This window comes from Sodalinema gerasimenkoae IPPAS B-353 (assembly GCF_009846485.1).
GTDB lineage: Bacteria > Cyanobacteriota > Cyanobacteriia > Cyanobacteriales > Geitlerinemataceae > Sodalinema > Sodalinema gerasimenkoae.
Genome location: NZ_ML776472.1, coordinates 897,496 through 921,887, shown reverse-complemented (window position 1 = coordinate 921,887; position 24,392 = coordinate 897,496). Strand labels below are relative to the sequence as shown.

Annotated in this window: 22 protein-coding genes; 5 read left to right on the top strand and 17 right to left on the bottom strand. The window is 52.1% G+C overall.

Going from position 1 to position 24,392, the window contains the following annotated elements:
• Positions 1-36: 36 nt before the first annotated feature.
• The 6 genes from L855_RS04060 to L855_RS04035 all read right to left on the bottom strand — a co-directional run bounded on the left by L855_RS04060 (position 37) and on the right by L855_RS04035 (position 9,587).
• Positions 37-888, bottom strand: a complete 852-nt coding sequence (locus L855_RS04060) for a TdeIII family type II restriction endonuclease (RefSeq protein ID WP_159784496.1) — start codon at positions 886-888, stop codon at positions 37-39.
• A gap of 2 nt (positions 889-890) precedes the next feature.
• A complete protein-coding gene (locus L855_RS04055) occupies positions 891-2,297 on the bottom strand; it encodes a DNA cytosine methyltransferase (protein WP_159784493.1) in 1,407 nt (468 codons plus the stop codon).
• A 166-nt stretch (positions 2,298-2,463) separates the two neighbouring features.
• Entirely contained in the window at positions 2,464-6,564 is a 4,101-nt protein-coding gene (locus tag L855_RS04050; RefSeq protein ID WP_159784490.1) for a PAS domain S-box protein, read from the bottom strand.
• Between the two features lie 144 nt (positions 6,565-6,708).
• Positions 6,709-7,203, bottom strand: coding sequence for a crossover junction endodeoxyribonuclease RuvC (gene ruvC, locus L855_RS04045; protein WP_159784487.1), 495 nt, complete (start codon positions 7,201-7,203; stop codon positions 6,709-6,711).
• Positions 7,204-7,218: 15 nt separating this feature from the next.
• Complete coding sequence (bchI, locus tag L855_RS04040) at positions 7,219-8,310, bottom strand: magnesium chelatase ATPase subunit I (protein WP_159784484.1); 1,092 nt, start codon at positions 8,308-8,310, stop codon at positions 7,219-7,221.
• A 158-nt stretch (positions 8,311-8,468) separates the two neighbouring features.
• The gene (locus L855_RS04035; protein WP_159784481.1) at positions 8,469-9,587 is read right to left on the bottom strand and encodes an ATP-dependent 6-phosphofructokinase; all 1,119 of its coding nucleotides are present in this window, start codon (positions 9,585-9,587) and stop codon (positions 8,469-8,471) included.
• Positions 9,588-9,984: 397 nt separating this feature from the next.
• On the opposite strand from L855_RS04035, the gene L855_RS04030 reads away from it, so the two are divergent.
• Both L855_RS04030 and L855_RS04025 read left to right on the top strand, forming a co-directional pair.
• Positions 9,985-10,569, top strand: a complete 585-nt coding sequence (locus L855_RS04030) for a thioredoxin family protein (protein ID WP_159784478.1) — start codon at positions 9,985-9,987, stop codon at positions 10,567-10,569.
• A gap of 123 nt (positions 10,570-10,692) precedes the next feature.
• Entirely contained in the window at positions 10,693-10,878 is a 186-nt protein-coding gene (locus L855_RS04025; protein ID WP_159784475.1) for a hypothetical protein, read from the top strand.
• Positions 10,879-10,901: 23 nt separating this feature from the next.
• On the opposite strand, the gene L855_RS04020 is transcribed toward L855_RS04025, so the two are convergent.
• The 3 genes from L855_RS04020 to L855_RS04010 all read right to left on the bottom strand — a co-directional run bounded on the left by L855_RS04020 (position 10,902) and on the right by L855_RS04010 (position 13,977).
• Positions 10,902-12,347 carry a sensor histidine kinase gene (locus tag L855_RS04020; protein ID WP_219729861.1) on the bottom strand — a complete coding sequence of 482 codons (1,446 nt, stop codon included), beginning with the start codon at positions 12,345-12,347 and terminating at the stop codon, positions 10,902-10,904.
• 168 nt (positions 12,348-12,515) lie between these two features.
• Positions 12,516-13,136, bottom strand: coding sequence for a precorrin-8X methylmutase (locus L855_RS04015; RefSeq protein WP_159784469.1), 621 nt, complete (start codon positions 13,134-13,136; stop codon positions 12,516-12,518).
• Positions 13,137-13,185: 49 nt separating this feature from the next.
• On the bottom strand, positions 13,186-13,977 hold the full coding sequence (locus L855_RS04010) for a TPM domain-containing protein (RefSeq protein WP_159784466.1): 792 nt from the start codon (positions 13,975-13,977) through the stop codon (positions 13,186-13,188).
• Between the two features lie 253 nt (positions 13,978-14,230).
• Between L855_RS04010 and L855_RS04005 the strand changes: the two genes are divergently transcribed.
• On the top strand, positions 14,231-14,416 hold the full coding sequence (locus tag L855_RS04005) for a PCP reductase family protein (RefSeq protein WP_159784463.1): 186 nt from the start codon (positions 14,231-14,233) through the stop codon (positions 14,414-14,416).
• A 44-nt stretch (positions 14,417-14,460) separates the two neighbouring features.
• Here L855_RS04005 and L855_RS04000 read toward each other — a convergent pair whose 3' ends face one another.
• From L855_RS04000 to mraW (L855_RS22695), 6 genes are all read right to left on the bottom strand, one after another.
• A complete protein-coding gene (locus L855_RS04000) occupies positions 14,461-14,910 on the bottom strand; it encodes an ATP-binding protein (protein ID WP_159784460.1) in 450 nt (149 codons plus the stop codon).
• Between the two features lie 4 nt (positions 14,911-14,914).
• On the bottom strand, positions 14,915-16,588 hold the full coding sequence (locus L855_RS03995; protein WP_159784455.1) for a SpoIIE family protein phosphatase: 1,674 nt from the start codon (positions 16,586-16,588) through the stop codon (positions 14,915-14,917).
• 77 nt (positions 16,589-16,665) lie between these two features.
• The gene (mraW, locus tag L855_RS22710; protein ID WP_159784452.1) at positions 16,666-16,995 is read right to left on the bottom strand and encodes a 16S rRNA (cytosine(1402)-N(4))-methyltransferase; all 330 of its coding nucleotides are present in this window, start codon (positions 16,993-16,995) and stop codon (positions 16,666-16,668) included.
• Complete coding sequence (mraW, locus tag L855_RS22705; protein ID WP_425500553.1) at positions 16,928-17,251, bottom strand: 16S rRNA (cytosine(1402)-N(4))-methyltransferase; 324 nt, start codon at positions 17,249-17,251, stop codon at positions 16,928-16,930. Before mraW (L855_RS22705) ends, mraW (L855_RS22710) begins: the two co-directional genes overlap by 68 nt.
• Complete coding sequence (gene mraW / locus L855_RS22700) at positions 17,226-17,429, bottom strand: 16S rRNA (cytosine(1402)-N(4))-methyltransferase (protein WP_425500552.1); 204 nt, start codon at positions 17,427-17,429, stop codon at positions 17,226-17,228. Before mraW (L855_RS22700) ends, mraW (L855_RS22705) begins: the two co-directional genes overlap by 26 nt.
• Complete coding sequence (gene mraW, locus L855_RS22695; protein ID WP_425500551.1) at positions 17,374-17,706, bottom strand: 16S rRNA (cytosine(1402)-N(4))-methyltransferase; 333 nt, start codon at positions 17,704-17,706, stop codon at positions 17,374-17,376. Before mraW (L855_RS22695) ends, mraW (L855_RS22700) begins: the two co-directional genes overlap by 56 nt.
• Positions 17,707-17,889: 183 nt before the next feature.
• Between mraW (L855_RS22695) and L855_RS03975 the strand changes: the two genes are divergently transcribed.
• Positions 17,890-19,074 carry an NAD(P)H-quinone oxidoreductase subunit H gene (locus L855_RS03975; RefSeq protein WP_159784449.1) on the top strand — a complete coding sequence of 395 codons (1,185 nt, stop codon included), beginning with the start codon at positions 17,890-17,892 and terminating at the stop codon, positions 19,072-19,074.
• Between the two features lie 64 nt (positions 19,075-19,138).
• Here the strand turns inward: L855_RS03975 and L855_RS03970 are convergent, their stop codons facing one another.
• Positions 19,139-19,540, bottom strand: a complete 402-nt coding sequence (locus tag L855_RS03970) for a hypothetical protein (RefSeq protein ID WP_159784446.1) — start codon at positions 19,538-19,540, stop codon at positions 19,139-19,141.
• Positions 19,541-19,948: 408 nt separating this feature from the next.
• On the opposite strand from L855_RS03970, the gene L855_RS03965 reads away from it, so the two are divergent.
• Positions 19,949-22,969 (top strand): plasmid replication protein, CyRepA1 family, encoded by a 3,021-nt coding sequence (locus tag L855_RS03965; protein WP_159784443.1) that lies wholly within the window; start codon positions 19,949-19,951, stop codon positions 22,967-22,969.
• Positions 22,970-23,183: 214 nt separating this feature from the next.
• Here the strand turns inward: L855_RS03965 and ribD are convergent, their stop codons facing one another.
• A complete protein-coding gene (gene ribD, locus L855_RS03960; protein ID WP_159784440.1) occupies positions 23,184-24,263 on the bottom strand; it encodes a bifunctional diaminohydroxyphosphoribosylaminopyrimidine deaminase/5-amino-6-(5-phosphoribosylamino)uracil reductase RibD in 1,080 nt (359 codons plus the stop codon).
• Between the last annotated feature and the right edge of the window lie 129 nt (positions 24,264-24,392).

Here is a 24,392-nt window from a genome sequence, read left to right as displayed (position 1 = left end):
TCAATAATGAATCGTAACTTTGAAAGTAACTTCTTATCAGCTCAGTCCAGGTAAAGTGAAAAATTCGTCAGAATCGGGCGGCTCTATTCCAAGATAGTCTCGATAAATCTTTGGTTTGTAGTCTTGAGTTAGCTCATTAACAGCCTCAATAAATAGCTGATACGTTCCTTCTCCTCCTAGCTTATCCCAAAACTCATCTCCTATTAAGACAACAGCATCTTCTTTCATATTAAACCAGCGTTTTGGAGGTGACCATTTATAGTTTTCTTTACGACCATAAGGATTATAAGGCAAAGCGTAATAAGCCTCAGAAATGATGCGGGGTGTCATACTACAGAGTTTAAGGATTTTCTCCTTGCTAACTTTAGTTTGATCGCTGTTCGGCAATGGAGCTTTGATTTCAAATCCATAAAACTTACCAGTTTTGACATCTTGTGCCAGAAGATCGCAGCGCACCGTAATAGGTATTTCCTTGCCACGCCCATTTAGTATGTAAGAAATTTCATCATCCCAGTTGGGATGAACACGTTGCTTATTTTTGCGAGGATGTTCGAGCCGGTTTAAGACTTCAGTAATTCGATTTAGTCTTCCCTCTTTTATAGTTCCATTAACAGCATAATCCACTTCAGCTTGTCCCAGATAATGTTGAGCTGCGATCAGAGCAAGTTTTTCCCATACTTTACCAAACGGCGTGACGAACTTACGTTCAAAATGAGATCCTTTAAAAATTTCATCTGGAACTAATGCTGCGTACAGAGGCTTGGCTGCGCGATGTTTATCCGGTGAAAATGGTTTTTTGTAAAGAACATTGTCCAGTACACTATCCATCATTTCCCGAATTAGGGCTTGGATTTCTGCTTTCATTTGTTCAGAATTTTTACGGGTCATATCTAAGATTGATTTTTTAACAGCACGTCTAGGAGCGATCGCCCTAAATGATAGACAACCGGAACCGATACCGCATTCCCAAACTGTTTCCGTGCGATCGCCTCTCGTCTCGCCATCTGGAAGTCATCAGGAAACCCCTGTAACCGTGCATAATCACGAGCCGAAATGGGTTTAAACTTTCTTGGCTTATAAATCTTCTCAATAAACTCCTGTTTATACTCCTTGGGGTCTTGACATTCTAACGAGCAGGTAGCAATATAGTCTCTCATTCCGGTAGCTGTCAACGTGCCAATTGCATCAGCATGAGGTAGAATAATTTTAGCAATCCCATTGATTCCTGCGGAAATTTTTGAGTTGACAAACTCATATTTATTAGGTTGAACCTGACGTAATATCTTTTTATCTACCAGCTTTTCTAATTCCTCAAGTTCCAAGCCAGGAATTAACTGTTGTAGATGTTCAAAACTTAACGGATTTCCATCTTTGGGTCCATATTTCTTTTTCCGTCGATTGCGTAGCAGTGTAACACAAATCTCTTTTTCTCGCTCACTGGTTTCAGTTAAATCCCAAGAGTGAATGGTCGTATGGCCATCTCGGACATCTGAAAACAGGAAAAAGTCATTCAGTTCATCAATTTTTTGAAACCGTCCTCGGGAGGCGGGAATGCGATCGCCAAATAACTGCTCTGGCGGAAACTTCTGTTTTTTGATAACACGACGTTCGACTCCTTCAATACAGTCATAGAGTCGTGGTTTCTCAGCCAAGGGTTCGGGAAATCTAAAATCAGAATAGGTCTGAATCGTGTTCTGAATCCCGACAATAAAAATGCGATCGCGGTCTTGAGGTAAACCAAAATCATAGGAATTTAAGACCTGAAAGGTAACGTAATAGCCCAATTGACTCAGTTCGCTGACAATCGACTCTAAACTCTGCCGGTGGCGCGGTTCCATGAGACCTTTAACGTTTTCAAGGATAAAGGCTTTCGGTTGATTAAGTTCAATAACACGAATCACATCAAACCAAAGTTTCCCGCGATCGTCTTCAAATCCCTTGATTTTTCCAGCAATAGACCAAGGTTGACAGGGAACCCCACCTACAATCAAATCAACAGACTTGGGCAATTTACCGATAGTTTGTACATCCCCTAAATTGCGTTCAGAACCGGAAACAGGCGCAATAAAGTTTTTCTGGTAAACGGCGATCGCCTCGGTATCAATTTCTGAATAACCCAAACATTCACCTCCCAACCGTTCTAAGGCAATTCTAAAGCCGCCAATTCCCGCAAATAAATCAATAAAGGTAAATTTCTTCCCTGGCCGACAGGCTGCAACTGGCCCTAACTGGACTGGCTCTAATTCAAACAGATTAAGCTGTTGCACGGACTCTAGGGGGTGAACGCTCAACGACATGGGGGGTCAATTGTTTTGATAATATCTAGTATCCCATCTATCTCGCGAGGGTCAACCGTAGTGAGCGTCAATGACCAATTAGGGTGTCGGGTTCCATTGTGACCATTGAGCGAGGGGATGGGTTCAGCCAGAGGAAACGGCCAGGTCATCCTGCTGGGTTCAGGTTTCACTCATCCAGGAATATCTGATACTGATTGCGGCCGTGATGTTTGGCCGCATAGAGTGCCGCATCGGCGCGATCGATGAGAAACTGGGGCGATCGCCCCAAAGTGGGAATCACCGTCGCCACCCCCAAGCTGAGGGTAACCCGCTCACCCAGAGGCGATTCCCCATGCAAGATATTCCGTTGTGCTAACATCTCTTGAATCTGGACGGCGATCGCCTCGGCCCCACACGCATCCGTCACCGGCAAGACAATGACAAACTCTTCTCCCCCATAGCGAGCCAACAAATCCGCCGGACGTTTCACCACCTCTTGCAAAACAGCCGCCACCTCTTGTAAACAGCGATCGCCTGCCGGATGGCCATAGGTATCGTTATAGGACTTGAAATAGTCAATATCACAGAGAATTAGGCTCAGCGGCGCCTGTTGCCGTACCAAACAAGCCCATTCCTTCGCCAGATAGGTATCAAAACTACGACGGTTGGCCAATTGCGTCAGACCATCATGAGTGGCCAAATGGGCCAACTGCTGATTCGCCGTTTGAATATGTTGGTACAGTTGAGACTGCTGAATGGCGATCGCAATCTGGGTCGTCAGTCGCGTCAAAACCTCAAGTTCTGCCGCCTCCCAGGAGCGAGGTTGCCCAGTATCGTAGGCCAGCAACAGGCCCCAAAGTCCTGTCCCTTGAAAAATCGGCACAATTACCCTCGCCCTCGCCTGGGTCAGTTTATCTAGGGGACCTGGTATCAGTCCCTCCACCTCAATATCGCCACAGGCTCTAACCATCCCTTCCTGATAATCTTCCCCCTGATTGGGATCCAGCATCTCCTCAATCCGTGTCCCCAACAGGGGGGATAACCCCGGAGTCATCGCTTCTGCAACGACTACCCCAGAACCATCCGCCTCCAACCGATAGACCATCACCCAGTTCGTGTGTAAAAACTGCTGTACCTCCGTCACCGCCGTCTTCAAAATCACATCCAAATTTAGGGTCTGACGAATTCGTTGAGCAATATCACTCAGGAGTCGTTCCTGCTGGGCCTGTCGCCGTAGAGCCGCCACCTCAGATCGTCGAATCTCCGTAATATCCGTAAACGAAGCCACGACCGCCTCAATTCGTCCAACACAGGACTGATATAACGGCTGCGTATTCACAGAAATCCAAGTCGTTTGGTCATCCTTAACAATTCCCAAGGTTTGCTTACTCATTGGCTTGCCGGTACGTAGCGTCACCAAAACCGGATAGTCTTGGATGGGACAGGGGGAGCCGTCCTCACGAATAATGGTGCGCTTGAGGTCTGTTAGCTTGCAGCCAATGAGTTCTCTCTTGGACAAGCCGAGGATCTCAACAGCACTGGCATTACAGGTCAAAATTTTGCCATCAGCTTGGATCACGGCAATCCCTTCTGATAAGGCAGAAACCACAGAGCGATAGCGTTCCTCACTTTCCCGTAGATCTTGTAAGAGCGCCGTTTTGACCTCAAATTCTTTAGCCAAGTGCAAACTCGCGGTCAGTAGCCCCGCCATCAATTGCAGAGTTTGCAAATCTGACTCCGTAAAGGCATCAATGTCTTGGGAAAAGACTTTGAGGATGCCCACCTCTCCCCCTTGATAGGTTAAGGGGGCAACCACCATCGATTGAACTCCCATAGACTTAAACAAGGGACGGCTGATCCTGGGGTCAACATGGCTATTCACACAGTACAAAACCCGACTTGCCTTTAAACATTCCCCAGATAGGCTTTGGTTTAGAGGCAATCGCCAGCCCGGATGGTCCTGGGCCAAACCACTGCGAGCATAAGAGACCAGTTCCTGGCTTTCAAGTAACTCCACCGCTGCGCCATCTCCCTGGGTTAACTCTTGGGCCCGTGCCGCAATAATGGCCATGACCTTGCCGAGATGGGGATTCACCAACGTCACCTCTTGCTGCGTCTCGACGACCTTAGATAGGCGATCGAGTTCTTGTTGCAGGGCAAGTTGCGCCTGTTCACGTTCAGCTTCCAACTCGGCCCGTTCGCTAATATCTTTCATAAAACAATAGTGACCCTGGCGTTGCTGTTGGTCGTCATAGGCAACCACCAGACATAACTGTTTGTAAAACACCGAACCATCTTTGCGGATACCCCGAGCCTCCAGATGCACGGTGTCTTTCTCCAGCATCTCCTCATAGAGTTGGCTCACTCGCGGCCAATCATCAGGGTGAACGGTCTGACTCCAATGGTGTCCTATTAATTCCTCGGGGCGATAGCCAGCCATGGCGGCGTAGGCCTGATTCACCTGCTGATAATATCCCCTGCTATCTACGCGAGAAATCCCCTCAATAGCATGAGCTAAGGCGGTACTCATCTCCCGCAGATCCTGTTCAGCCTGTACCCGTTCTGTAATATCTTGGGTGATGCCAAACAGACGAATTACCTGACCGCTCGCATCACACTCGCTCTCACCACGGTCCTCAAGATAGCCCGTACTGCCATCGCAGCGCCTAAATTTAAGACGCAGTCGATAGGGCTGACCAGTTGTTAGGGTCTGATGCACCGCCTGGCGGAGTTTTTCGCCATCATCAGGGTGATGGACTTGCAGCAACTCCTCAAAGCTGGGTTCTCCCAGGTCAGGATCTCGCCCGAGAATGCGAAATTTTTCGGCAGACCAGGTAATCCGGTTGTGCTGAGGCTCGTACTCCCAACTGCCGATATGACCAATGGCTTGGGCTTCGAGCAAACTGGCCTGACTCTTTTCCAGCGCCAATGTCGCCTGCTTGCGTTCATCAATATCTTGAATCTGCGAGACAAAATATAAGGGGGTTTGTTCTAAGTCTCGAACTAAAGACCCACTGAGCAAAATCCAAATCCAATGACCCTGTTTGTGGCGATAGCGTTTTTCGAGATGGTAGTAGTGAATCTCCCCCCGCAGAAGCCTTTGAACTTGCTCTAAATCTCGCTGTAAATCGTCAGGGTGAGTCATGGCTTGAAAATCCATGGATAATAGCTCACGGGCCGTATAGCCGGTAAGCTGACATAAGGCTGGGTTTACCTCTAGCCAACGACCTTCTAGGCTGACGATCGCCATGCCGATACTGGCATAGTCAAAGGCATTATGAAAGCGCGATTCACTCAGGTGTAGGGCCTGGTTACTCGCTTCTAGCTCGGCATTACGTTGAGAGAGTTGAGCAGTCCGTAGGTCAACTTTAGTTTCTAAACATTGGTTGAGTTGGCGTAGGGCAATCTCGGCCTGTTTGCGATCGTTGATGTTATGCATCGTGGATCGACTTTTGAGATAGTGGCCCTGCTCGTCATATTCGGCGATGGCGTTAATCAGGACCCAGAAGCGGGAGCCATCAGCCCGAATCAGCTCAAATTCCAGGTCATCCACTCGTCCCCGTTCCTTGAATTGAGGGAAGTTTATGGCAAAGGTGGTTTGACTCTCGGCGGTTAATAGATCCGAAAACCGCAGCTTGCCAATGATGTCGCTACGCTCATAGCCGAGCCAATGGAGTTCGGTATTATTGATTTCGATGAAAATGCCGTCAGGACCTAGGGAGTGATAGCCACAGGGAGCATGATGATAGAAATGGTCAATGGCTTGCCGTTGGCTTTCACTGGTCTCCACCAGGTTACGGGCCGCGAGGCGCAGTTCCATCTCCTCCATGACAATTGCGGCGAGATCTTGGAGGGTTTGCCGTTCGTCTGGGGTGATCTGGCGCGGCTTTCTATCAATAACACAGAGGGTTCCCAGGTGGTACCCGTCTTCAGTCCTTAAGGGCGCGGCGGCATAAAATCGCAGCCCAAACTGTCCTCGCACCAAGGAATTATTGAGGGCGCGAGGGTCGGTGAGGGCGTCGCGAACGTCATAGACCTCATCTTGTAAGATAGCGGAGGCGCAGAGTCCTGGTTCTCGGCTAATTTCAGACAGAGTCACCCCCTGTCGTGATTTAAACCAAATGCGATCGCGATCGACAATGGTCACGAGGGCAATGGGGACCTGAAATAACCGCGCAGCGATCGCTGTGATTCGGTCAAAAGCCCCATCTGGGGGACTGTCCAAAATCTGATAACGCTGAACCGCCTTTAACCGCTGAGCCTCACGGGTGGAGCTTCGGGCATTCATAGACTCCTTCTTTCCTATGTCTTTATGATGCCTTAGGTTCCCAAGTTCCTGCCAATTCACGGGTTAATTTTTATGGCTAGGGTCAATTCCCTACAGCCCATACTTGCTCAAATCACCTCAATCTCAGAGTCGGACAACCGGTTTTTAAACCTCATCATTGGCAAAGAGGCTACCGGCGATCGCCACTGCCAGAGCATCGGCCGCATCATCAGGTTTAGGAATTTCATCGAGATCTAATTCCCGAGCCACCGCCTCCTGCACCTCCAATTTTGAGGCATTCCCATACCCAGTTAACGACTGTTTCACTTGTCCCGGTGTCAGTTCAATTAAGGGCAATTGATGCTGAGCTAAAACCAAAAGAATCACCCCTCGGGCCTGAGCCACCGAAATCAGATTACTCATGCGATAAAAAAAAAGCTTCTCAACCACCACCAGTTGCGGAGAAAACTGCTCACACAGAGCATGTAAATCCTCATAAATGGTCTGGAGGCGATCGCCAATGGGTTGTTTGGCGGGAGTCTGGATAATGCCAAAATCAAGGGGTTTGGGGCGATCGCCATCTTCAACTACGATCGCCCCAAACCCCAAACGCGCCAACCCCGGATCGAGTCCCAATATACGTGGGTTAGCGGCTGTCATTGAGATCTAATGCTCCTAGTTCTCATCCAGAGGAACACCAAACACCTCAGAAAACACCTTTTGCACTTTCGTCCCAGAATCAATGGTTTCCATGGGATCTTTCCGTAAGCGGTGACGCAGACAGAGGGTAATAATGCGGCGAACATCATCCAGGGTGACCTCTGTACGCCCCTCAAAGGCGGCTAAGGCTTTAGCGGCTCGGTTGGTGACAATATCTCCCCGCAATCCATCCACGTCCAGTTCAGCACAGACTTGGGAAATCTGCACCCGCAACTCATGGCTAATCTCAACGGATGGTAAGAGGCTTTGGGCCTGAAGCAACCGTTCTTGCAATTCCTCTTGAGTCTGCTGATAGTGATGCAGGTAATCTTGGGGGTTGCGATCGAACTGCGATCGCTCTTCGACAATTTTCACCCGCAACTCAGGATCGCGCACGGTGCGAATCTCGGCGTGCATCCCAAACCGGTCTAACAACTGGGGTCGTAATTCCCCTTCCTCGGGGTTCCCGGACCCAACCAGTACAAAACTGGCGGGGTGGCGAATAGAAATCCCTTCCCGTTCGACGGTATTCCAACCCGACGCCGCCGAGTCAAGCAGCACATCCACCAAATGGTCATCGAGGAGGTTCACCTCATCCACATAGAGGATGCCCCGATTGGCTTTGGCTAGCAGTCCCGGTTCAAAGGCTTTTACCCCTTCCGAGAGGGCTTTTTCGATATCAATAGTTCCGCAAACGCGGTCTTCCGTCGCCCCGAGGGGTAAGTCAATCATCGTGACCTTTTTCTTAGCCACTGGGAGTGTTTCCCCCCGTCCGAGGCGATCGCGCACCTCATCACTCATCAATTCAGGATTATGAGGGTCACTACTAAAAGGATCATCGGCGACAACCTCCATTTCCGGGAGTAAGTCCGCCAACGCCCGAATTGTGGTGGATTTTCCGGTTCCGCGATCGCCCATAATCATCACCCCACCCACTTTAGGGTCAATGACATTGAGTAAGAGAGCAAGTTTCATTTCCTCTTGTCCCACAATCGCCGTAAAGGGAAACACGGCACGGCGACGGGGCTGAGTGGAGACAATCGGAGTAGCGTCGGCAGTTACAGTCATGCGAGTTTATAGGTTTCGCGTCGGCGTTGAATGTACAAGTGAAAGTATTGATAATGGCGATGAGTTGGTCTGAAGCAGACAGCTCACCTCAGTGTCATTTTAAAAAACAACCGTCCTCCATTGTACCCCGACGCGATACCCCCCAAACCCCAGCATCCCTAATGTGCCAATAGGTCTTGTGTGCTCACCTGGGCCGGTACATCCAACTCACCCACATAAATTCCCAGGGCCTGGGCCGTTTGCACCAAATCCCCCTCCGGACTCACTAAACGGGGACTACGCGCGCAAACTTCATCGAGGGACACTGATCGCACGCTGCCATTTTGCCAAACCACCATGCGACCAAACTGTTCCTGAGCCACCAAATCCACAGCCCCTTTCCCCAATACCGAGGCCAGAACCCGGTCAAAGGCGGAAGGAATCCCACCCCGCTGCACATGACCAAGAACACTAACGCGAGCCTCAATACCATTATTGGTCTGGCGACAAATCTCATCGGTGACATATTCACCAATTCCCCGGAGGCGCACTTCCCCTTGAGCATCTCGATATTCCCGAGACTCCCCAGACAAAGTTTTCGCGCCCTCTGCCACTAAGACAATGGCAAACTTATGACCCCAGCGATCGCGCAACTCACTAATTTGCCGACAAACCCCCTCAATACTGTAGGGAATTTCCGGCATCAGAATCACATCTGCCCCCCCAGCAATGCCACCCTGTAAGGCGAGATGTCCCGCTGTACGGCCCATGGTTTCGAGAACCATCACGCGATCGTGACTGGCGGCGGTATAACTGAGTTTATGAAGGGCATCCACCAAGGTATTCACTGCCGTATCAAAGCCAATAGACGATTCTGTTAAGGCCACATCATTGTCAATCGTTTTGGGAATGCCAACTAGGTTCCAATTTCCCTGACGAGCGAGCTGGGACAAAATCGCCAAACTTCCATCGCCCCCAATACTAATTAAAGCATCTAGTTCCAGGGCATGATAACCAGCAATAATGTCCGCCGCATGAGCTTCTGTTGGCCCCCGATTGATTGACCCGAGAATGGTTCCGCCTGTACTTAACATTGGGTCAATTCCGCGCATATCTAGCCCGTGGACATTCAGGGCAACGGCTTTACGTTCTAGGAGTCCTTCGGTGGCATAGGGAATCCCCAACACTTCCCAGCCGTAGCTGAGAGTGGCATGGCTGACAACCGCTCTGATAGCGGCATTGAGTCCAGGACAGTCACCGCCGCTGGTCAAAATCCCAAGGCGTTTTGGTATCTGCATGACGTGTTGTTGAACCTCGTGGGAGACGTAGCCCAGGCCTGTCCTCACTGTAAAATAAATTACTAAGTTTGGGGGAATTGCTTGTTTTTTATTGATACTTCTTTAAATTTTATAATCTTATTATAAATGTTATTAATGTAACGTTGCACCCTTGACAAAAACACAAAAGTAGTGTCAAAAATAGGTAAAATTTTTTAAAAAATACCCAGGAATCTAAATATCACTAAATATCACTAAATCAAACAGACGTGACCCCAAAAAAGCGGTGCAGCCCTCCGCCGATGAGCGCCAGCCAGAATGGTCAAGGTTCTCGTCAGGTTTGCCAGAATTGCGAAAAATTCCCTAAGCTAGAAAGCATTGACCCTAGAAACCACTAGCGATTGAGGAGTTTTTGACTATGGTACGCACCCCCTCGACGATGCTCGATTTGGGAACCCCCGCCCCGCCATTCACTCTCCCGGACACTGTTTCCGGGGAAACCATCACCCTGGACTCCTTTAAGGGCAAGAAAGCCCTCTTGGTGATTTTCCTCTGTGAGCATTGTCCCTTCGTCAAACATGTGCAAGGGGAACTGGCTAAAATCGGTCACGATTATGCTGAACAAGGATTAGGGGTTGTGGCCATCAGTGCTAACGATATCTCAACCCATCCCGCCGATGCCCCAGAACATCTCAAACGCATGGCCCAAACCCTAGGGTTTAACTTCCCCGTCTGTTACGACGAAACTCAAGCTGTCGCCAAAGCCTATACTGCTGCCTGCACCCCAGACTTCTTCCTCTTCGACGGCGATCGCAAACTCGTCTATCGGGGTCAACTCGATGATAGTCGCCCTGGGAACGATAAACCGCTCAATGGTAAGGATTTACGTGCCGCCATTGAACAGGCGCTGGCGGGGAAACCCATCTCCCCTGAGCAAAAACCCAGTATCGGCTGCAATATTAAATGGACACCTGGGCAAGAGCCGGAGTATTTTGGGAATTAGGCGGTAGGCAGTAGGTAGTAGGCATAACCCACCCCTGCCCCTCCCAGGAGGGGAGAAATAACGTAGGGGCGTACCCTTGTGGTCGCCCTAGGCGGTCGACGAGAACCCGGAGGATGGTTAAATATGGGACGCAAAGCGAAGCTTAAACAACAACGCCGCCAACAACAGGCGACCCCTAGTGAGGAATCGGGGAATCAGGAACCTCACTATAAAGACACTGATTTTGTCGAAGAACTGCAACAACAGGGATATCCCAGTTTAGGGGGCGATCGCGCTCCTGAGATTCCCCCGCCTCGCTCAACATCCTAAATCTGAACCCGATCCCCCTCAATTCAATTTAAGGGCAGAAAAATCGTCAGAACTTCGCCCTGTTGGGGACGATGGCGGACGATTAGTTTCCCCCCTAAGGCCTGAAAGAGACTCTTGGTGGCCGAGAGATTGAGGCTGATATTTCCCGTCTCCGGTTGAACGTTGAGTAGTTGTCCAATGGATTTAAAGGAGGGGGCCGTGTGTAAGTTCGTAGTGTGTTTAGAGTCTGAATTCGCTTTGAGTTGCAGTTTTAACTGATGTCCGGCGGGCATCACCTTGACTTGGATGTTGCTCCCCACCGGTAGGCGACAGGTAAAATGGTCGATCGCCCCGGTTAAGACCCGATCGAGTAAATTCGGATCGCTCACCACTTGGGGCATTTGTTGGGGGAGTAACACCTCTAACTTCAAACTGCGACGACTGGCTTGCTTTTGCCAACGGGGAATACAGCTATCCACCACATCGGCGAGGGAGGTGGCCGTCAGGTGCATCGGAGATCGCGATCGCTCTCCGGTTTCCAACTCAACGGCTTTGAAAATCAGTTCAAACCGGCCAATCTGCTCGCTACATTCACGATCAATCTGTTCCAACCAGGGGCGAACCCCTTGGGGAACATCCTGTCGTTTTAAAATTAGCTTCGTTAGGGTGCGAATGGTACTCAAGGGAGTCCGCACTTCATGGGCCATGGCCCGCAATAACTCCACATCCGGGGCTTCTGAAGGCGGGGGGTTAAAGGGAGTCTCAAACACCGCTTTCGAGGGCAGATCCACTCGGAAATTTGTCCGGAATGAAGCCCACTTTGCCGTGCTAGAGGTTGCCCCCGAACCGTTACGGTGAGTGGTGGCGGTATAAAATAACGTTTGCCCAAACTGCATCACCGTCTTGTAGTGAGGCTCGACGGGGGGATACTGCTGCCACTGTCGTTCAATCTCAGCGATGGCTTCAGGGCCCTGAAGGCGATCGCGCAAGAGTTGCCATGCTGCTGTCACCACCTCCGGCTCAAAGGAATATTGAAACAGGGGTTCTCCTCGGTCCCCCCAACCTCGCACCATGACCAAACTCAACTCAGCCGTCAGGATTAAGGCAAATTGCTCCTGAGTTAAGGGATCATCTGCCGTCAGAGATAGCCCCCGAGCGGCTGTTGTCGTTGTCGAAGCTTGAGACGAGGCCCCAGGGAGACAAGCCTGAGATTGGCCAAGGCGATCGCCCCCAGGGGAGTTAATCATCCAGGTTTTGAACTCCTCCCCAGATACCCCATCACTGAGGACTGGGGTTGGGGCGCAAATCATCAGGCCCGCCACCGGGGACTCGGCCGGGGAGGGCGATCGCAGTAGCTGATTCAGAGCCGCTACCGCAGCACGCCATTGATGATCCACATCAGGGCCATCCCCCTCCGAAGCGGCGATCGCGGCGAGATGATCCTGTTGGGCAAGTAATTGGCTTAAGGTCAATGGGCAAGATAGCAGCACGACAACTCCTTTCTATTGTGTCGTCGGGAACTGGTATGGCCGTGAGCAAAACTGTCACACTCTCCATACCATTACCCCCAGCCTATCGGTAATCCGGTCTTACGTCTGTAGCACGAACCGAACCTTAGTACGGGAAATTTCCACCAGCTCCCCAATTTTTGTAACCCCTTAACTATCCACGATGCCATAGGCTTGCCAAGCCAAATCCACCAAACTATTGAGAATTGCCACCGCCACCACCGCCGATCCCTTGCGTCCGGCACTGCGAATATGAGGAATCCGGGAATCATTGAGACGTTCCTTGAGGAAATCAATCTCATTAAACCCAGTCGGAGTGCTAACCACCAACGCCGGACGGATGGCTTCTGACTCAATCAGTTCCACCAGAGACATCAATGCTGTCTGGGACTGTCCCACGACAAAAATTCCTTCTGGATAGCGACGAGCCAAGGTTTCAATGCCCCAAGCGGCTTTGGTCTTCTCCTTCTGAGGACGAGTCAGAGCATCCATGCTGCAATAGACAGGATTGGCGAAGGTTTCCATAATGTTGGCCGTAATTCCCACTTGAACCATGGGAACATCCACCACCAAAGTCGTCCGGGCCGCCAGGGCTGCGGCCCCTTCCTGAAGAGCCGTTTCCGAAAAGCGGATCAGGGTTTTGTACTCGAAATCTGCTGTTTCATATACGACTTGGCGGACAATATGATACTCAGCCGGGGAAAGTTCAGACGGACCAAACTCGCGATCGACAATGCTCAGGCCTTGAGCTTCTGTTGAATGCCACTCCATAGGGGTTGTAAAACCGGGTCAGTGATTCCCATCCACCTTACCAGGTTTATTAGGTCGCATCCGAAGCGGAGTGATTGATAATCGGAGTGAGGTAGGCGGCCAAAGCACCAATGGCGAAGGCGAGGATGTTACGAGCTAGGGGTAGCCAGTCCGAGGTGCGAGTGACAACAGGGCCAATTCCGAAAGCGATAAAGAGAATGCCCCACAGGGGTGAGAAGATTAAGGCCCATTGCCAAGCAAACATTTTGCCATCCCGAGGCTGAGCGGCAAAGCCGCAGACAATGCCGCCTAAGGCTGAGGTGATGAGGGTGAGAATCCATTGTTCACGGGGGAGTCCCGGAACCACCTGGCAGCCACCCCGACGCAGACAGGTTTCAACGGATTCTAGGGATTGCAGAATCGATTGATCTTCGCCATTATCCCGGACAAAGAATTGATTGCCGTAGCGCGTTTGTAGTTCAATCCAGAAGGTTCGTGGCATCAGGTTATAGACGGCATCACCGACGTTGAAGCCCAGCAGATTACCGCCTCGGGAATCGGCAATGAGGAGAACGCTTTTATCGTCGAGGTGCCAGAATTCTTTAACAGCTCGTCCGGGAGTGCGATCGAACTGGGTGAGTACCCGCAGTTTATAGCCAGTTTCGGCTTCGAGTTGGTCGAGGCTGGCTATAAGTTGTTCTTCCTGGACGCTGGTGAGGGTGTCAGCGAGGTCGATAATGGGGGTTTCGACATCCGGCAACAGTTCCGGGTTATCGAAGGCGTAGGCTGGGGACACCGCCCAAGTCATACAGGCAACGCAGGTGGCAAGAATAAATCCGAGGGTGCGTTTGAGGTTTGGCATGGTGGCTACGAGGGGTTGGCTGATCGAAGATGACAGGGGGGATTTAGCTAAATCTTAACGTCAGACTAATAATCTTCATATTACTTTACTTTATCTAAGCCTGGGCGATCGCGCCAGAGGCCAACCCAGATTTTGCCCCTTGCCCTCTTCTCCCCCTACTGCCTACTGCCTACTGCCTTCTCTCCCCTATTCCCTGTTCCCTGTTCCCTATCCCCTCCTATAAAATAGCAACACAGCAACGCCCTAAACCTCTATGTCTAACTTTGATTTCGCCGATGAACTCCAGTGGACTCCCGAAGCCACTGCCAAACTGAAAAATATTCCTTATTTCGTGCGATCGCAGGCCCGCAAGCGTATCGAAGAACTGGCCCGAAATGCAGAATCCGAGGCCGTCACCGTCGAGTACGTCGAACAGGCCCGATTAGAATTTGGGCAGTAATCCCAGCCGTGATCCCTAGGAGAAAGACCTAGGGACTGAGGCATTTAGGCTTTGGTCTTAGAGGTTTCCGACTTTTCCACGAGATTGGCTTCGAGCTTCAGACAATTACGTCCTTCCATATCCACCTGTAACGTGTATTCCACGTGGTCCATCAGGCGATTCATAATCAGCCAACCATAGCCCCCCTCCTGCATCGCTTCAGGGGTTGGGGCCATATACTCATTGAGGTTATAGCCACGACCATAATCCCAAACCTCCAAGCAAATATCACTGTCTTTGAGTTCCAGACGAACCCAAACCGGCAAATGAGGGCGATCGCGGTGAGCATGGCGAACCACATTCGAGAATGCCTCAGCCAGAACTAGCCGTAGGCGATTGGACTGTCGGGCCCAATCGACACTCTCACCGAGATCCATTTCGAGACAGCCCAGTAGCCAGTTCTCAACGATATTCAAAAACCGTAGTTCGCTAGGAACATGTAGCTCCGTCTTCATGAAATTACAGAACCTCCAGAGAGAGTATCGTTTGGTCGTCTTCTTGCTCTTGGGTATTCCCTCGAACACGATCAAGGAGATGGGATAAATCCATCGGAGACCCTTCCTGTTGCAAGAGATCCCAAAGGCCCTCTTGTTGCAACATCACCGTTGTCTCCTGGCCCGTCTCATCCACTTGGGTGACACTGGCCTCGGTAATCCCATCACTGGTGAGTAGGAATACATCCCCTGATGCCAAAGTGACATCCCCAGCTTTAGCTTTCCAGACGGGAAGAATCCCCAGGGGAATCCCTCGGGTTTTCAAGAAATTCGGCTCTGCGGTCACCGGTTGACCTTGCTGAACCTCTTGAACCGTCGTGCGATGGGGCCAAATCAGGGGATAAATATGTCCAGCATTGGCATACACCAACCGACGGGTGCCCGGCGTATACCGAGCCAGAACCATCGTGATGAAGCAGTTATTGCTGATTAAGTCATCCGACAGACTGCGGTTGAGATTTTGCATCATCTCATCCGGTGGTGGGGGATTGTCTTGGGCCAGTTCTCGACGCATGACGGACATCGCACTGGCCATAAACAAGGCCGCTGGAACGCCTTTCCCAGAAACATCCCCCAGGGCTAACCATAAGTCCCCTTGAGGATGTGGATACACCTCAAAAAAGTCACCCCCCACGCCTCGGGCCGGATAACAGCAGGCTTGCACCTTCTCCGTTTCCGATTCGGGGAGGCTCTGACGCAACAGATTGGACTGGATTTGTCGCGCCACATCCAACTCAGCCAGCATTTTCTCAGCTTGTTCCTGAGTGCGTTGGTAGAGTCGGGCTTGAGACAAGGCCAGGGCCGCCTGTTCCGCCACCAATTCAATCAGCCGTACATCTTCATCAGACCAAGGGGTTTCACTTCCCGTCTGATAGAGCGCCAGGATAGCCAGTAAATTTTGTTGATAAATCAGGGGAACCGCTAGATGAGAGGTGCTCGATTCATCATCTTGGACTAATTCACTTTGACGGCCCTGGAACACCGACTGGACGAGGTTCTCGTCATAGGGGGAGGCCGCTAACTCATCAGAGTCCTCCAAACTGTAGGATACGGCCCCAGAACTGCGGAGTTTATCGCCGTCAACGGGATAGAGTTTAGTTCCCGAGGCATCAAAGTTGCGTCCAACGGTTTCGACAATGGTACCGAGCATACTCTCATAATCGAGAGATTCCCGTACCGCTGTCATAATCGCATTCAGCAGCGACTCGCGCCGCAGAATACGATTGAGTTCATTGGTTCGCTGTTTAACGACCTTGTAGGTTTCCGAGGCTTGCTGGACAACCGCTTTGAGTTCTTCAGGGTTCCAAGGCTTGGTGATGTATTTGAAGACCTGACCGGAGTTAATGGCTTCGACGAGGTCTTCAACATCGGTGTATCCCGTTAACAGGATGCGAATGGTATCTGGATAGCGGTCAACGGTTTTACTGAGAAATTCCGTCCCATTCATCTCTGGCATTCGCTGGTCAGAGATGATAATCGCCATCTCGCCCCGGTCTTCGAGGACTTGTAGGGCTGACAGTGCGCTTTCCGCTTTGTAGACTTGAAACTCCCGTCGAAACGTTCGATAGAGCAAATCGAGGTTGTCCGTTTCGTCGTCAACCACGAGGAGTTTGAGTTTTTTTTCTTTTCCCCGACTCATGCCATCTCCAACTCGTGGGCTAGTTCACAGGGTGTGATCACAGGTTAGGGATTACGCCGAGTGCAACTCGGCAAACACTACTGTGATCCAGTGACTTTAGGATAGTGAGCGATATTGTGGAACCGTCCGGCGTAAATCTTGATTTCTTCACCGTTGGGCGATCGCATCTTAGTCATCCTAACCCAAGATTTCACCGAGAGCGACCGCAATGGCACTGAGACTTGGCAAATACGCATATCCAGGGGAGCCTCCTGACGGAAACTAAACCCCCGTTCCGGGATATCCAACTGACCCGAACTGACCCCCAAATCGGCAATGATGCCATCAAATTGCTGCTCATCATAGGGAAACTCCGCAAAATTGCCCCGCCAAAACGAGACGCGATCGTGCAGGGTGAATGCGACCATAGCGGTAGCGACGAGGCACAGCAGCGGCGATCGCCCCCGCCAACTCAGTGGTGGTCGAAAAGGGTCGCTGTTGCACGATCGCCCGAGCAATCCGACGCGAGAGGCGTTCCTCACCATAGTGATAAAAGATATCCGCCAACTCCCGCTCATCATGGTGGTTAATCAACTCCCCCGCCGTCAGAGATTGTCGGCAATCCATACGCATATCCAGGGGAGCCTCCTGACGGAAACTAAACCCCCGTTCCGGGATATCCAACTGACCCGAACTTACGCATATCCAGGGGAGCCTCCTGACGGAAACTAAACCCCCGTTCCGGGATATCCAACTGACCCGAACTCACCCCCAAATCGGCAATCATGCCATCAAATTGCTGCTCATCATAGGGAAACTCCGCAAAATTGCCCCGCCAAAACGAGACGCGATCGTATGCCATCAAATTGCTGCTCATCATAGGGAAACTCCGCAAAATTGCCCCGCCAAAACGAGACGCGATCGCCATACTCCGCCAAATTCTGCCCCGCCGTCTCCAGGGCCATCTCATCGCGATCGATCCCCAACACCTGAGTGTCCGGGGCCGCCTCTAAAATCAAGCGGCTATGGCCCCCAGCCCCCAGGGTTGCATCCAGATAGCGGCCCCCCGGACGAACCTGAAGATACTCCAGCACCTCACGGGCCAACACGGAAATATGCTGAAACGGGGTTGAATTCAAATCCGTAGAATTTTGTGCAATCTCAGTCAAGCTAATCCCCCATGTTCCCTATAATAAGGGCAACGTTGAAACAAAACGATACATCAAAACTACAGCGAAACGGGACAGTCAAGACCCGCAACCGGCCTCTTAAAGGCTAACAGCTTTCGCTGAGACAAACCCAACCTGATACGTCCTAACCTTATGCCTAACCTCGAAACTCGAACCGAACCGATGGTGCTCAATATGGGGCCGCACCATCCCTCAATGCACGGCGTGCTGCGTCTAATTGTCACCCTCGATGGGGAAGATGTCATCGACTGCGAACCCGTCATCGGCTATCTTCACCGAGGTATGGAGAAAATCGCCGAAAGTCGGACTAACGTGATGTTCGTCCCCTATGTGAGTCGTTGGGATTACGCCGCAGGGATGTTCAACGAAGCCATCACCGTCAACGCCCCGGAACAACTGGCGGGGGTCGAGGTTCCCAAGCGGGCCAGCTACATCCGCATGATTATGCTGGAACTCAACCGCATCGCCAACCACCTCCTCTGGCTTGGCCCCTTCCTGGCGGATGTAGGCGCCCAAACCCCCTTCTTCTACATCTTCCGGGAACGGGAACTGATTTATGACCTCTGGGAAGCCGCCACCGGCCAGCGACTGATTAATAACAACTACTTCCGCATCGGTGGTGTCGCCGCCGATCTCCCCTATGGTTGGGTGGACAAATGCGAAGACTTCTGCGACTACTTCGATCCCAAAGTCGATGAGTACGAGAAACTCATCACCAATAACCCCATCTTCCGTCGTCGGATTCAAGGAATTGGTGTGGTTAGCCGCGAAGAAGCCATCAACTGGGGTCTCTCGGGGCCGATGCTACGGGCCTCAGGGGTCAAATGGGATTTGCGCAAAGTCGATTCCTATGAATGTTACGACGAACTCGATTGGGACATTCACTGGGAAACAGAAGGGGATTGTTACGCCCGCTATCTGGTGCGGATTCGTGAGATGCGCGAGTCGGTCAAAATGATTCGTCAAGCCCTCAAACAACTTCCTGGCGGTCCGTTTGAGAACCTCGAAGCCCGGCGCATGGCTGAAGGTCCGAAGTCAGAATGGAATGACTTTGACTATCAGTTTATGGGTAAACGGATTCCCCCCACCTTCAAAATTCCCGAAGGGGAACATTATGTGCGCCTCGAATCCGGGAAAGGGGAACTCGGCGTGTTTATCAAGGGAAATAACAATGTCTTCCCCTGGCGGTTCAAAATCCGCGCCGCTGACTTCAATAACCTGCAAATTCTGCCCCATATCCTGCGCGGGGCGAAAGTGGCGGATATTGTGGCCATTCTCGGTAGCATCGACGTGATTATGGGATCGGTCGATCGCTAACCTCTATGGGGGAACCACTGCGTCTTGTTCGACGGTGAGGGGTTCCCCCTTAACGATGGGGGCTTTATCGGCCTGAAGCCCGCTTCCAACTAGCCCGATAGGCCGCTGACTTCTCTAGACGACAGGGATAACCCGCTCGCCCGTCCATCTCTCCAAGACAGGCGAATAACTCGTCAAACCGTAATCGCAGTTCAGGATGAGTGCGCACAATCTCCTGGGCCCGGGGGCTATCTAACGAGACTTGCACTTGACGCGATCGCAAGCTGATACAATAATCGATTCCTGGCTGAAGTTGATGCCGTTGCAGCAAGTTGTTGAGTTGCTGGGTGGTTTGCATCAGCCGCACCTGGGATGAGGCTTCTTGGGTGGCATCATTCTCGTCTTGAGTTAATGCCCGCCAGAACTGACGTAGGCGATCGCCGACTCGCATCACGTTATCCGTACTCCATACTACAATTTGACGCATTTGTCAAGAGGTGCGCCCTGGAGTTCCCTGAAAACATCTCCAGGTAGCGTTCTCTGCATTAATTGTAAGGGAACAGGGGGGGGAAGGCAGCAGGCAGTAGGCAGTAGGCATTAGGCCGCAGGCAGTAGGGGAACCACGTAGGGGCACGCCCTTGCGGTCAGCGAGCGATAGCCGAACCGTGGCTGCCCGAGGACACAGAGGTAGAGGAGGTAGAGGAGGTCAAGGTGAAAGCTTGCCTATTGCCTATTGCCTTCTTCTTGCCTTTCTTCCCCTATTGCCTATTGCCTATTGCCTACTGCCTTCCGCCAAATACAGAGTTTTGTCAAAAATTCAAGCCGTTGACACGCTACATATAGCGTATGCTACAGTCACTACTCCTCGCATACGCTCGAACTTAACCCAACAACTGTGAATCACTTACTCGAATGGTCAGCCAGCCAAGTTGATGAGGCGCTGACCCGTCTTAACGTGCTGTCTTTAGATGGAACCCGCCCTTACGATTATCTCTTTTATGGCAACGAGATGCCACGGCGTAATGATGGTCGTCTCTCTAGCCCGACGTTGGAACGCTACCGCCATATTGAAGCTGGGGGCTGGTGGTGTTCGGGCATTAACCTCCTGACCGGAGAGGATGACCTCTGGGGCTGCTTCAAACCCAACCAGCCTCGCCCTCAAGGGGGTCTTAACCTCAATGGGGAGGGGAAACCCATCAAATACGAACATCCCCCCAAAACCGCCACCGGAGTCTTCGCCCTGCGGGTTCCTTTGCACCTGTGGCAGGCGATCGCCGATCGCGCTGGAGTCCCCCTCTCCCACCGTGCCATCGATGAGGCGAAATCGGACTTTGGCTTTTGGCAATGGTTATTGGATCATCCCCAAATTCCTCTCTGTATTACTGAGGGAGCCAAAAAAGCCGGAACCCTCCTCAGCGCCGGCTATGCCGCCATTGCCCTACCGGGAATTAACGGCGGCTATCGCGTCGAACGAGATCAATGGGGACAGCGGCGGGGCAAATCCCGGCTGATTCCTCAACTGCAACGGCTTAGTCAGGGCGATCGCCCCATGTACCTAGTCTTTGACCGCGATCGCAAACCCAGTACCGTTAAAGCCGTCAATACGGCCCTAGCCCGCACTGGCTATCTTCTCAGTCAAGCCGGTTGTCCGGTACACATCGTTACTTGGAACCCAGATCACGGGAAAGGGGTAGATGATTTCATCGCTAACCAGGGAGTCGAGGCTTTCCATCAAGCGGTGGAGATGGCCTTACCCCTCAACACCTGGAAAGCCCAATCCCTAAACGCCCTAACCGTTCTCCCCGCCCAAGAACTAAACCGTCGCTATCTCGGAGATATCCCGATTCCCGAGAATCAGCCCCTCGTGGCCATTCACTCCCCCAAGGGAACGGGCAAAACCCAACTGCTGGCCCAAGTGGTTCAGCACGCCAAAGCCCGAGATCAGAAAGTCCTGGTTTTAGGCCATCGGGTGCAACTCGTTGAAGCCCTCTGTCACCGCTTTGAGTTGCCCTATGTCAGTCAACTGGCCCAGCCGCAACGTCCTGAGGTGGGCATGGGACTCTGTATCGATTCCCTCCATGGGGACTCTCAGGCCCAGTTTGACCCGGACTATTGGCAGAATGCCCTGGTGATTATCGATGAAGTTGAACAAGTTCTCTGGCATGGTTTAAATTCCGATACCTGTCGCAGTCAACGGGTGGCGGTGTTGCGATCGCTCAAACGGCTGATGGAAAATACCCTAGGTAATCAGGGGCAGGTGTTCGTTGCCGATGCCGATTTGAGTGATATGGCCCTAGAGTACCTCTGTACCCTAGCGGCTGTGGATGCCCAACCCTTTCTGATTTCCAATCCCTGGAAACCTAGTAGTGAAGAATCCTGGGAGGTTCATCACTACAGCGACAGCACCCCCAAACGCTTCGTGAAAGACCTCGAAACCTATATCGAGAAGGGCGGTAAACCGTTCGTCTGTCTTTCAGCCCAAAAACTCACCAGTCGTTGGGGGACGCGATCGCTCGAAGCCTATTTCCGCCAGAAATTTCCCGAACATCGCATCCTCCGCATTGATGCCGAATCGGTGGCAGATCCCAAACATCCCGCCTATCATTGCACCCGTCATCTCAACGAGTGTCTGAAGGATTACGATCTTGTCCTGGCTTCCCCGGCCCTGGAAACAGGGGTGAGTATTGACGAACTGGGCCTGTTTACCTCCGTGTGGGCGATCGCCCAGGGAGTCCAATCGGCCAACACCGTCCGCCAAGCCATGGCCCGCGTGCGGGAGGCGGTTCCTCGCTACCTCTGGGCCGCCCCCTATGGCTTTAATAAGGTGGGAAATGGGTCTACGTCGATTCCGGGGTTGTTGACCTCCGGTAAACGTCTAACTCAACTCAATGTGCGTCTGTTGCAACAAGCGGATTTTGAGGGGATTGATGATATTGATGTGGGCTTCCAAGCCGAGTCTCTACGCTGTTGGGCCAAAATGGGGGTTCGCCTCAATGCCTCTATGGCCAATTACCGCAGTACCATTGTCGCGGCCCTACAGGCCGAAGGTCACCGACTCTGTCCCGTGGCCGCCGCCAAACGGCGATCGCGCTCTAGCAAAGCCCCGAAATCCGCCTGTGACACCCTGCACGATCGCATCGCCGAGGTGCAACAACAAAACTATGATCGTGAATGTCTGGCCATTGTCGAGGCTTCAGACTTGAATGAAGCGGAGTATCGGGCTTGTAAGAAACGCTTAGTCAAACGGTCTGGTGATCGTCGGGCCCTGCGTAAATACGAACTCCACCGCCGTTATAAAGTCCCCGTCACGCAAGCCTTAGTGCAACAAGATGACCAGGGGGCCTATCAAAAACTGCGGCTTCACTACTACCTCACCGTGGGGCGGCCCTTCCTGGCCCAGCGCGATCGCCAGGTGGCCCAACAGTTGATTGAACAAGGACAAGGTCAAATCTTTCAACCGGACTTCAACCGTTCCCAACTCGGGGCCACGGTGGGAACGATGCACCTCTTAGGGATTCACAAATTTCTGGAAACCCCGGAACGGGAACTCTCGAATAATGATCCAGACTTACAAAAGCTGGCAGAGTTAGCGTTGAAGTATCGTCAAGATATCAAAACAACCACCGGCATCGGCTTAGCGAAAAACTCCACCCCGATGGTGATTCTACGGCGGTTCCTGGACAAAATCGGCTACGGCTTAACCTGTTTACGCTGTCAACGTCGCCAGAAGAAGGTGTTACGGATTTATCGTCTGGATGTCCCCAATGATGACCGTCTCCTCATTTTCCGCAACTGGTTAGCTGTGGATCAACGGATTCCCAATCGGGGAGATCAGGAGGTTACAGTCTCCGACGTTGCAGGTTCTGCGGTTACGGTGCAGGACAATACTTGTGTTCAATTGACGTTGGATTTGTAGGGAATAGGGAATAGGGAACAGGGAACATAAACAAGGTAGGGGCGTACCCTTGTGGTCGCCCTGGGCAAGCTAGCAAGAGGCAATAGGGGCGAAAAACTTTTCTCCTCTACCTCCTCTACCTCTCTAACTCCGTGTCCTCGGGCAACCACAAGGGATTGCCCCTACGGGCGACCACAAGGATACGCCCCTACGTCTTTTCTATTGCCTCTTGCCTTCAAAGATAGCCCTCTAATAGCAAATCCTCACCAATGGGATGCCATTGGTAATTCTGGAGGGGGAGGGCATCGGTCATCTGATTGAAGCCTAAATCAGCTAGGGGGGTTGGGGCGGAATTGCCGCCGATGAGTTTGGGGGCGATGAAAGCCATGACTTTCTGAATCATGCCTTCGGATAGGGCCCGGGCTGCTAACACTCCTCCGCATTCCCAGAGAACGGTCATCATGCCCCGTTGATAGAGATCCTCCATGACGACGCTAGGGGTGAGGTGGGGATAGGCCAGGACTTCGACCCCGCGATCGCGTAATTGGTTCTGAAATTCGGGCTTGGTACCGGTCTCGGTGGCGACGAGGGTGGGGGCTTCGCTAACATCCCAGAGTCGGGCATCCGGGGGGAGGTCTAGGCGACGACTCATGACGACTCGTAGGGGATTTTTGGGACTGTGGTTATGACAGGTGAGATGGGGGTTGTCGTTGCGAACGGTGTTGCCCCCGACGATGACAGCTTCACAGTGACCGCGAAGTTGATGGACCCGTTGTCGGGCGGCGGTTCCGGTGACCCAGGCACTATGGCCGCCTTGGCTGGCAATTTTGCCGTCGAGGGTCATAGCGTATTTGAGGATGCCGAAGGGACGTTTCTCGGTGATGCGGTGGAAGAAGGCTTCGTTGAGACGGCGACAGTCGGCTTCTTCTACGCCGACAATGACTTCGATGCCTGCCTCTTGTAGACGGGCGATTCCGCCGCCGCCAACTTTGGGGTTGGGGTCGACGGTGCCGATGATGACTTTGCTGACTTGGGCTTTCACTAGGGCTTCGGAACAGGGCGGGGTGCGTCCGTGGTGATTGCAGGGTTCAAGGCTGACATAGATGGTGGCCCCCTGGGCGCGATCGCCGGCTTGTTCGAGGGCGAAGACTTCGGCGTGAGGTTGCCCGGCCCCAGGATGGAAACCTTCGCCAATGATGGCCCCCTCTTGCACAATGACGGCCCCCACCATGGGGTTGGGGGCCGTTTGTCCCTGGGCCCGACGGGCAAGGGTGAGACAACGCTGCATCATGGCGCGATCAAAGGGACTGGTCATGGGGAAGAGGGAACAGGGAACAGGGAACAGGGAACAGAAAAAGACGTAGGGGCGTACCCTTGTGGTCGCCCGTAGGGGCAATCCCTTGTGGTTGCCCGTAGGGGCATACCCTTGTGGTTGCCTTAGAGG